Raw genomic sequence first — 9,678 nt, forward strand, 5'->3', positions numbered from 1 at the left:
TAGGAGGCGATGAGCCTCTTATGCTCTAACATACATCTTTAAGTTATACAACGTATGTCTTACAAAAAAGATAATAAAATTAAAAGTAACTTTACTTCAATCACGATTAGCTTAGCTTCTCCAGAAACTATTTTGGAGCGTTCAAGCGGTGAGGTTACTAAACCAGAAACGATCAACTATCGTACCTACAAACCAGAACGTGACGGTTTATTCTGTGAGCGTATCTTCGGTCCTGTAAAGGATTACGAATGTCACTGTGGTAAATACAAACGTATCCGTTATAAAGGTATCGTATGTGACCGTTGTGGTGTTGAAGTTACGGAGAAAAAAGTACGTCGTGAGCGTATGGGACACATTGCTTTGGTAGTTCCTGTTGCACACATTTGGTACTTCCGTTCTCTTCCTAATAAAATTGGTTACTTATTAGGTCTTCCTACTAAGAAATTAGATATGATCATCTACTACGAGAGATACGTAGTTATCCAAGCGGGTATCAAAGAAGATGATGGTATTTCTTACATGGATTTCTTGACAGAAGAAGAGTATTTAGATATTTTAGATACTTTACCAAAAGAAAACCAATACTTAGACGATAACGATCCTCAAAAATTCGTTGCTAAAATGGGTGCTGAGGCGTTAGAAGAATTATTGAAACGTCTTGATTTAGATCAGTTATCATACGATTTACGTCACCAAGCTGCTAACGAAACTTCTCAACAACGTAAAAACGAAGCGTTAAAACGTCTTCATGTTGTAGAAGCTTTCCGTGGAGCTAACGAGCGTATCGAAAACAGACCAGAATGGATGATCGTGAAGATCGTTCCTATTATTCCACCTGAGTTACGTCCTTTAGTGCCTTTGGATGGTGGTCGTTTCGCGACTTCGGATTTGAATGACTTATACCGTCGTGTAATCATCCGTAACAACCGTTTGAAACGTTTGATCGAAATCAAAGCTCCAGAAGTAATCTTACGTAACGAAAAACGTATGCTTCAAGAGGCTGTTGACTCGTTATTTGATAATTCACGTAAAGTTAACGCTGTGAAAACAGAAGGTAACCGTGCGTTGAAATCATTATCTGATATTTTGAAAGGTAAACAAGGTCGTTTCCGTCAAAACTTATTAGGTAAACGTGTTGACTACTCTGCTCGTTCTGTAATCGTCGTAGGTCCTCACTTGAAACTACACGAGTGTGGTCTTCCTAAAGATATGGCTGCAGAGCTTTACAAACCATTCATCATCCGTAAGATGATAGAGCGTGGTGTTGTAAAAACTGTAAAATCGGCTAAGAAAATCGTAGATCGCAAAGATCCTATCGTATGGGATATCCTGGAGAATGTATTAAAAGGACACCCAGTATTACTTAACCGTGCTCCTACGCTTCACCGTTTGGGTATCCAAGCTTTCCAACCTACATTAGTAGAAGGTAAAGCGATTCAATTACACCCATTAGTGTGTACAGCGTTCAACGCCGATTTCGACGGTGACCAGATGGCGGTTCACTTACCATTAGGTAATGCTGCAATTTTGGAAGCTCAGATCTTAATGTTGGCGGCACACAATATCCTTAACCCGGCTAACGGTTCTCCAGTTACAGTACCATCTCAAGACATGGTATTGGGTCTTTACTATATTACTAAAGGCCGTAAATCGGATGAAAATCGTAAGATGAAAGGGGAGGGAAGTACTTTCTATTCTCCAGAAGAGGTAATTATTGCCTTGAACGAGAAACAAGTAGATCTTCACTCTTGGATCAAAGTACGAACTAAAGACTTGAATGAAAACGGTGAGTTGGTTCAAAAAATTATCGAGACTACAGTAGGTCGTGTAATTTTTAACCAAATCGTTCCAGAAGAAGTTGGTTATATCAATGAAATCTTAACGAAAAAATCATTACGTAATGTAATTGGTGAGATCGTTAAGACTACAGGTATGGCGCGCGCTGCTCAGTTCTTGGATGATATGAAGGAATTAGGTTTCCAAACAGCATTCAAAGGAGGTCTTTCATTCAACTTACAAGATGTTCAAATTCCTGCAGCTAAAACGGATTTGATTGCTCAAGCTACTGCTGAAGTTGAAGAAGTAATGAATAACTATAACATGGGTTTCATTACAAACAACGAGCGTTACAACCAAATCATCGATATCTGGACACGTATCAACAATAAGTTGACGTCACACGTGATGGAAATTCTTTCGAATGATAACCAAGGTTTCAACTCTGTATATATGATGTTGGATTCTGGTGCCCGTGGTTCGAAAGAGCAGATTCGTCAGTTAGCAGGTATGCGTGGTTTGATGGCTAAGCCTCAAAAATCAGGATCTTCTGGTGGTGAAATTATCGAAAACCCGATCTTATCAAACTTCAAAGAAGGTCTATCCGTATTAGAGTACTTTATCTCTACCCACGGTGCGCGTAAAGGTCTTGCCGATACAGCCTTGAAAACAGCCGATGCTGGTTACTTGACTCGTCGTTTACATGACGTAGCACAAGACATGATCGTTGTTGATTTCGACTGTGGAGGTTTAAGAGGTATTTATACAACTGCATTAAAAGATAACGATGATATCGTTGAACCATTATACGATCGTATCTTAGGTCGTACACCATTAAATGATGTGTACCACCCTGAGACTAACGAATTAATCGTAGCGGCTAACGAAGATATCACTGAAGAAGTGGCACAAGCTATTGACGAAGCAGGTATCGAAGGTTTAGAAATTCGTTCGGTATTGACTTGTGAGTCTAAACGTGGTGTATGTGCTTGTTGTTACGGTCGTAACTTAGCTTCTGGTAAACGCGTTCAGTTGGGTGAAGCTGTCGGTGTAATCGCAGCACAATCAATTGGTGAGCCAGGTACACAGTTGACACTTCGTACGTTCCACGTCGGTGGTACGGCTTCTAACATTGCTTCTGATTCATCTATCATCGCAAAATACGAAGGTACTATCGAATTCGAAAACGTTCGTACAGTAGAAAAAGAAGGTGAAGAAGGTCCTTACCAAATTGTATTAGGTCGTTCAGGTGAGATCAAAATCGTTAACAACGGTAAAGTTCTTTACCAACAAATCATTCCTTACGGATCGAACTTATACGTGAAAGAAGGTGAGAAAGTTGAAAAAGGTACTAAACTTGTTGACTGGGATCCATATAATGCGGTAATCATCTCTGAATTTGCGGGTAAAGTAGAATTCGATGCCATCATCGAAGGTGTTACTTTCCGTGAAGAATCTGATGAGCAAACAGGTCACAAGGAGAAAGTTATTATCGAAACTCGTGATAAAACGAAAAACCCTACTATCAAAGTCCTTGACAACAAAGGTGAGGTAATTCGTTCATACAACATTCCAGTAGGAGCTCACGTTGCAGTTTCAGATGGTCAAAAATTGAAAGAAGGTGCTATCCTTGTTAAGATCCCTCGTTCTACAGGTAAGACACGAGATATCACAGGTGGTCTTCCTCGTGTAACGGAGTTATTCGAGGCTCGTAACCCTTCAAATCCAGCTGTTGTAACTGAAATCGATGGTGTTGTAACTTTAGGTGGTGTGAAACGTGGTAACCGTGAGATCTCAATCGAGTCTCGTGACGGTCAAGTTAAAAAATACTTGGTTCCACTTTCGAAACACATCTTGGTACAAGATAACGACTTCGTAAAAGCAGGTATGCCATTATCGGATGGTCAGATTGCTCCTGGCGATATCTTGAATATCAAAGGTCCAGCTGCAGTACAAGAATATATCGTTAATGGTATTCAAGAGGTTTACCGTCTTCAAGGTGTGAAAATCAACGATAAACACTTTGAGACAATCGTACACCAAATGATGCAAAAAGTTCACATCGAAGATCCAGGAGATACTCGTTTCTTAGAAAAAGAAGCAGTAAACAAATGGGACTTCATGGAAGAAAACGATTCGTTATTTGATAAAAAAGTAGTAGTAGATGCTGGTGATTCAAATACATTGCGTCCAGGTCAGATCGTTACTTTGCGTAGATTGCGTGAGGAAAACTCTAACTTGAAACGTCAGGATTTGAAATTGGTTCAAGTACGCGATGCTGTTCCAGCTACATCAAGCCCTATGCTACAAGGTATCACACGTGCTTCATTAGGTACTAAATCATTCATCTCGGCGGCTTCTTTCCAAGAAACTACTAAAGTATTGAATGAGGCAGCGATCGCTGGTAAACGTGATAACTTATTAGGTTTGAAAGAAAACGTAATCGTAGGTCACTTGATTCCTTCAGGTACAGGTTTACGTTCTTACAGCAATATTATCGTAGGTTCTCGCGAAGAATACGATCAATTATTGGCTTCGAAAGAAGAAGATTAATCTTCTTCTTCCTTATAAGAAGTAAAGGCTTTCCAATTTTGGAAAGCCTTTACTTCTTATATCTAAATTGTAATTATTTAGCCCATTCTAATAATTGTGTACATCTTTCAGCTAACCAATTTTCATTGGAGGCTTCGTTTGGAGCAGCAAATAATTTTGAACCCAATCCTACAGAGAATACACCTGCTTGTCGCCAAGATTTAATACTTTCTTTAGTAGTATCCACTCCACCTGTTGGCATAAACTTCAATGTAGGAAATAATGGTTTAATGGCTTTTAGGAAGTTAGGTCCTAAAGTATCACCTGGAAATAATTTAACCAATTTAGCTTCTAATTCTTCAGCTAAAGCTATTTCAGTTGGGGTCATACAACCAGGAATCCAATCCAAATTATATTCTTTTGCAACGACAGCTATTTCTGCTTTGACAATTGGACTGACTAAAAATTCAGTTCCTGCTTCTGCAAACTCTCTAGCTTGCTCTGCTGTTTTAATTGTACCAATGCCCAATTTTAAATCAGGGAGATTTTCGTTTTTGTATTCCAGTAAGATTTTGAAATTTTCTAAAGCTTTGGCTCCACGATTTACAAATTCAAATACCCGAATTCCACCAGAATAACATTGTTTAACCACTTCAATACATTTTTCAGCATCGTCATTATAATATACTGGTATTACGGGATAGGCTTGTATAGTTTCTCGTATATTCATTATGTTAGATTTTACCATTTCCTAAATCACCTTTCACAAAAAGTTTTTCGAAACCAGCGGCTGTTGCTGTATCAATAATTTCTTGTGCGGGCAATTCGTTTATTAATGCGTAGATCAATCCGCCCATAAAAGCGTCTCCACTACCAATACGATCTATGACTTCAAAAGTTTCACGTGTATCAGAAAATACATTTGTTTCGCGTGTGTGGTAGGTTCCATAAAATAGGTTGTGCTTAGGATTATCCATGAAACGATAGGTGTTAGCAACTTGACTAACTTTTGGGAATTTTTCCATCATTTCGTACGCTACTTGGTTTGCAAAATTTACATATTCTTCTTTTGAGGTACTTCTATCCAAATGCTCTTGAATACTGGTTCCCAACATTTTATTAGAAGCCCAAATATTACCCATAACAACATCCGCATATCGAATTAAGTTCGGCATTATCTCTATAGGATCTTTTCCATATTGCCATAATTTACTTCGGTAGTTCAGGTCTACAGATATCGTAATATTTCTTTTTATAGCTTCTTCTAAAGCTACTTCTGTTAGATAAGCTAGACTTTCATTCAGTGCTGGCGTGATGGCTGTAAAGTGAAACCAATCAATTCCGTCATAAAGTTTGTCCCAATTTATATTTTCCACTTTCAAATCACTGAAAGCAGAGTACTTGCGATCATAGATTACTTCGCCGCTTGTCAAACCATTTGCCGAGAGCAAAAAGTAAGAACCTATACGATCGCCTTGATGCAAAATTTTCGAAGTATCTACCTGTTTTGATTCAAGTATACTTTCAATTTCTTTAGATATTGCGTTTTTCGGAACGGCCGTGAAATAGCTTGTAGCAATACCTAACTGTCCAAGTGTCACAGCTACATTTGCTTCTGATCCACCAGCATAAATTTTAAGTGTATTTTGTTGATTGCCGAAAAATGAATCTGCAGTAGATTGGAGGCGAACAAGTAGTTCTCCAAAACACAATACTCTTTTATTAGGTTTATTCATTTTAGATTTCAATAATCACCCAAATTACAAATACTTTACAAAATACTCGAAGCAGACCATTTATAATTTTGCGAAATCGTTACCGTAAATAATCGTTGTATTTTTTTTAATTGTAGCCTGATATTAGCACCTTTATAATAGTTATAAACCTTATTTTAAGACAGTATCATATCATGGGTATATTGGATCAATTTTCCTTAAAAGGGAAAGTTATCATTATTACAGGAGGAACAGGAATACTCGGAGAATCATTTGTAAAAGCATTGGCCGAAGCGGGTGCCAAAGTTGCTATTTTAGGCCGAAATCTAGAGAAGGCTATAGAACGTGTTCAATTGGTAGAATCCTTAGGTAGCGAAGGGCTTGCTATCCAAGCAGACGTACTGAAGGAAGAACAAGTTATACATGCCAAAGAGCTGATTTTAGCAAAATGGGGTACGATAGATGGATTGGTTAATGCAGCTGGAGGCAATATGCCAAATGCTACTATCGGACCAGATAAAAATCTATTTGAGGTAGCAGTCACTGATACCTTAGCAGCTATTGAATTAAATTTAAATGGTACCATCATTCCTACACATATATTTGGCCAGGTCATAGCTGAGAAAGGTAAAGGTTCAATTATTAACATTGCTTCTCTGTCTTCGCATCAGGCTATTACGCGTGTTTTAGGCTACACGGTAGCGAAAACAGGAATTGTAGGCTATACAAAATGGATGGCTACAGAATTGTCTCTTCGTTATGGAGATGGTGTGCGCGTGAACGCTATTGCTCCAGGAGTTTTCTTAACTGAACAAAATAGAGCTCTGGTTACTAATCCTGATGGATCATATACCGAGAGAGGCCAGAAATTTATAAACAATACACCTTTTTCACGGCTAGGAAATCCTTCGGAATTAGAAGGAGCATTAGTATTTCTATTGAGTGATGCCGCAAGTTTCGTGAATGGCGAAGTATTATATGTTGATGGTGGTTTTACAGCTTGGACTGGAGTATAAACGTTAAATATAAATGAGCAAACAAAAATTAGAACAAACTTGGAGATGGTATGGGCCGAATGATTCGGTGAGTTTGTCAGACGTGAAACAAGCAGGTGCAACAGGAATCGTATCAGCTTTACATTATATAGCACATGGCGAGATATGGCCAGTTGAAGATATTCTGGAAAGAAAAAATATTATTGAATCGGCAGGTTTAACTTGGTCTGTCGTTGAATCTGTTCCCGTACATGAAGCAATTAAAACAAAATCTGCGGATGCAGGTAAATATATTGAAAATTATAAGCAAACACTTCGAAATTTAGCTTCGTGCGGAATCAAAACAGTATGTTACAATTTTATGCCGGTATTGGATTGGACACGTACAGATTTGGAATATGAGATGAAAGACGGCTCGAAGGCGTTATATTTTAACTGGTCGGATTTGGCTTTGTTTGATATCCATATTTTAAAACGAGAAGGTGCGGAGAAAGATTATAATGCAGAAATTTTAGCACAGGTAGAAGAGAAGCTAACTTCACTTACTGACGCGGATTTGAAACTTTTGACGCAAAATATTTTGATGGGCATTCCTACAGAAAAGGAAATTCTATTAGAAGATTTGACTGCTAGCATTAATATTTATAAAAATATTGGAACTGAAGGGCTAAAGGATAATCTGCTTTGGTTCTTGAGTGAGATAGCAGATACGTGTCAAGAAACTGGTGTAAAGATGACTATTCATCCAGATGATCCGCCATTTCCTATTTTAGGATTGCCACGTGTGGTTTCTAACTACGATAATTATAAAGCTATTTTGGAAGGAGTTAACCAACCTTTCAATGGATTTTGTTTCTGTACAGGATCTTTAGGGGCTAATCCAAATAATGATTTATTGTCCATTTTTGATCTTATCAAAGATAGAGTGTACTTCACGCATTTGCGGAACGTACAAATTGATGAATTAGGCAATTTTTATGAGGCAGACCATTTAGAGGGTAATGTGGATATGTACAAAATAATGAAATCTATTGTTGCTGAAAATCAAAAACGAGATACAGCAATTCCTTTCCGTCCTGATCATGGTCATCAAATGTTGGATGATTTGAATAAAGTGACAAATCCTGGTTATTCCGCTATAGGTAGATTAAGAGGTTTGGCAGAATTGCGAGGTTTGGAATTAGGTATCTTAGGAAGTTAATTCAAGATAATATACGATAACAGAATTATATAAAATAAGATTATGGGGAATATTGGGAAATATAGGTGGACTATATGCGCCTTGCTTTTTTTTGCAACTACGATTAATTATCTAGATAGACAGGTTTTAAGTTTATTACATCCAACTTTAGAAGAAGAGTTTGGATGGACTAAAACAGATTACGCTAATATTACAGCAGCTTTTCAGTTTTCTTATGCCATAGCTATGCTGTTTGCTGGCCGATTTATCGATAAGTTGGGAACTAAAAAAGGATTTGCTTGGGCCATTGTTATTTGGTCATTGGCAGCTATTTTACATGCTTATGCTGTTGAAGTTGGTGAATTTTCAGCTACTATTCTAGGGGTATTAGGAATTACAGGATTATCCGTTTCTGTAATAGGTTTTATGGTATCTCGTGTATTATTAGGTTTTGGGGAGTCTGGAAACTTTCCAGCAGCCATCAAAACTACGGCAGAATATTTCCCTAAAAAAGAACGTGCCTTAGCGACAGGTATTTTCAATTCTGGTTCTAATATTGGTGCTATTTTAGCACCATTGACTGTGCCTTGGATGGCCGTAACCTGGGGCTGGCAATCGGCTTTCTGGGTTGTGGGTATTGTTGGATTCTTATGGTTGATTTTCTGGTTTATATTCTATGAAAAACCATCTAAGCAAAAACGTCTTTCTGCGGCTGAGTTAGAATATATTAATAGTGATACTTTATTACCGACAGAAGATGCTTCCGGTAATGAAATTAAATACAATATTCCTTGGTACAAATTGTTGAGCTTCAAACAGACTTGGGCCTTTGCTATTGGTAAGTTTATGACTGATGGAGTATGGTGGTTTTTCTTATTCTGGTTGCCTTCTTTCTTAAAAGATCAATATGCGATGACAGGAACGCAAATCATGCTTCCTTTGGCTGTATTGTATAGTATGACAATGGTTGGAAGTATAGGTGGAGGTTGGTTTCCAATGTACTTTATCAATAAAGGTTATAATGCTTACGATGGGCGTATGAAAGCCATGTTAATTATAGCATTATTCCCATTAGTAGTATTATTGGCTCAGCCATTCGGTGATATTTCTTATTGGGTTCCTGTTTTATTGATAGGAGTAGGTGCTTCTGCACATCAAGCATGGTCTGCAAATATCTTTTCTACAGTATCGGATATGTTCCCAAAAACTACGGTTGCATCTGTTACAGGAATTGGCGGTATGGCTGGAGGTATCGGAGGTGTGGTGATGTCAAAATTAGGTGGATTTCTTTTTGATAAATATGACGCTTTGGGTAATATTGACACAGGATACACTATTATGTTTAGTATTTGTGCCGTAGCCTATATAGTGGCATGGTTCATTATGAAATCTTTAGTTCCTAAAATGAAACTTGTAGAAGTTTAACAAATCAATAATAAGATAAAAGTAAAAAGCTCGTTTTTTAAAACGAGCTTTTTAC

At 37.8% G+C, this 9,678-nt stretch carries 6 protein-coding genes; 4 read left to right on the forward strand and 2 right to left on the reverse strand.

The features are described 5' to 3' along the window. The first annotated feature begins 54 nt into the window (after positions 1 to 54). The gene (gene rpoC, locus G5B32_RS11120) at positions 55 to 4,329 is read left to right on the forward strand and encodes a DNA-directed RNA polymerase subunit beta' (RefSeq protein WP_165291603.1); all 4,275 of its coding nucleotides are present in this window, start codon (positions 55 to 57) and stop codon (positions 4,327 to 4,329) included. A gap of 73 nt (positions 4,330 to 4,402) precedes the next feature. Here rpoC and G5B32_RS11125 read toward each other — a convergent pair whose 3' ends face one another. Together G5B32_RS11125 and G5B32_RS11130 are read right to left on the reverse strand one after the other, a co-directional pair. Beyond that, on the reverse strand, positions 4,403 to 5,038 hold the full coding sequence (locus G5B32_RS11125; protein ID WP_165291604.1) for a bifunctional 4-hydroxy-2-oxoglutarate aldolase/2-dehydro-3-deoxy-phosphogluconate aldolase: 636 nt from the start codon (positions 5,036 to 5,038) through the stop codon (positions 4,403 to 4,405). A 4-nt stretch (positions 5,039 to 5,042) separates the two neighbouring features. Continuing rightward, on the reverse strand, positions 5,043 to 6,044 hold the full coding sequence (locus G5B32_RS11130) for a sugar kinase (protein WP_165291605.1): 1,002 nt from the start codon (positions 6,042 to 6,044) through the stop codon (positions 5,043 to 5,045). Between the two features lie 173 nt (positions 6,045 to 6,217). On the opposite strand from G5B32_RS11130, the gene G5B32_RS11135 reads away from it, so the two are divergent. From G5B32_RS11135 to G5B32_RS11145, 3 genes are read left to right on the forward strand one after another with little or no spacing between them, the layout of a single operon-like run. Next, entirely contained in the window at positions 6,218 to 7,039 is an 822-nt protein-coding gene (locus tag G5B32_RS11135) for an SDR family oxidoreductase (RefSeq protein ID WP_165291606.1), read from the forward strand. Between the two features lie 13 nt (positions 7,040 to 7,052). Further along, positions 7,053 to 8,219, forward strand: a complete 1,167-nt coding sequence (uxuA, locus tag G5B32_RS11140) for a mannonate dehydratase (RefSeq protein WP_165291607.1) — start codon at positions 7,053 to 7,055, stop codon at positions 8,217 to 8,219. A 42-nt stretch (positions 8,220 to 8,261) separates the two neighbouring features. Next, entirely contained in the window at positions 8,262 to 9,623 is a 1,362-nt protein-coding gene (locus G5B32_RS11145; protein ID WP_206366879.1) for an MFS transporter, read from the forward strand. The last annotated feature ends 55 nt before the right edge of the window (positions 9,624 to 9,678 follow it).

The sequence above is a fragment of the Sphingobacterium sp. SGL-16 genome (assembly GCF_011043515.1).
GTDB lineage: Bacteria > Bacteroidota > Bacteroidia > Sphingobacteriales > Sphingobacteriaceae > Sphingobacterium > Sphingobacterium litopenaei.